Below are 538 nucleotides of genomic sequence, written 5' to 3' on the forward strand. Positions count from 1 at the left end.
TCTATACAGATATGTCGGACCGAAGGGCGAGCTCAGGGATTATGGGAAGCGCGTTCTCAGCTTAGCGTAGGATTTCGCCCCCTCCCGCAAACGACCCCCATATTGACGTGTGATCGTGTGCGGTCTCTGTAAGGCCTGTTGATGTGGCCTTTCAGAAGCCACTGGCCAGTATGGTGATCAGCGGATCAGATCCAAATCTCACAGGCGTGCTTTAAAGCACAGAGATATCCGAGACCTGCTTTCGCTATCGTCCGCGACTGGCAGCGGAGAACGACAGGATTGCCGATCTTCTGGTGGGACTGACCCAGGCTCACAGGAGATGGGGATTTGGTCTGTGTTTCCTGTATCTGCGCAATGTGCAGGGACAGCTCTGGAATCATAAGCGGGTTTATCGGATCTATCGGGAACAGGAACTCAACCTGCGGATTAAACCACGCAAGCGTCTGGTTCGCGAAAAGCCTGAAAAGCTGTCGGTTCCGGCCCTTCCCAACAGGGTCTGGTCCATGGATTTTATGGCGGACAGGCTGATGGATGGACG

Annotated in this window: 1 pseudogene; it reads left to right on the forward strand. The window is 54.3% G+C overall.

Going from position 1 to position 538, the window contains the following annotated elements:
- Positions 1-224: 224 nt before the first annotated feature.
- A pseudogene (locus CFR72_RS16950) lies at positions 225-538 on the forward strand (IS3 family transposase); the annotation flags it as partial.

Source organism: Gluconacetobacter entanii, assembly GCF_003206495.1.
Classification (GTDB): Bacteria; Pseudomonadota; Alphaproteobacteria; order Acetobacterales; family Acetobacteraceae; genus Novacetimonas; species Novacetimonas entanii.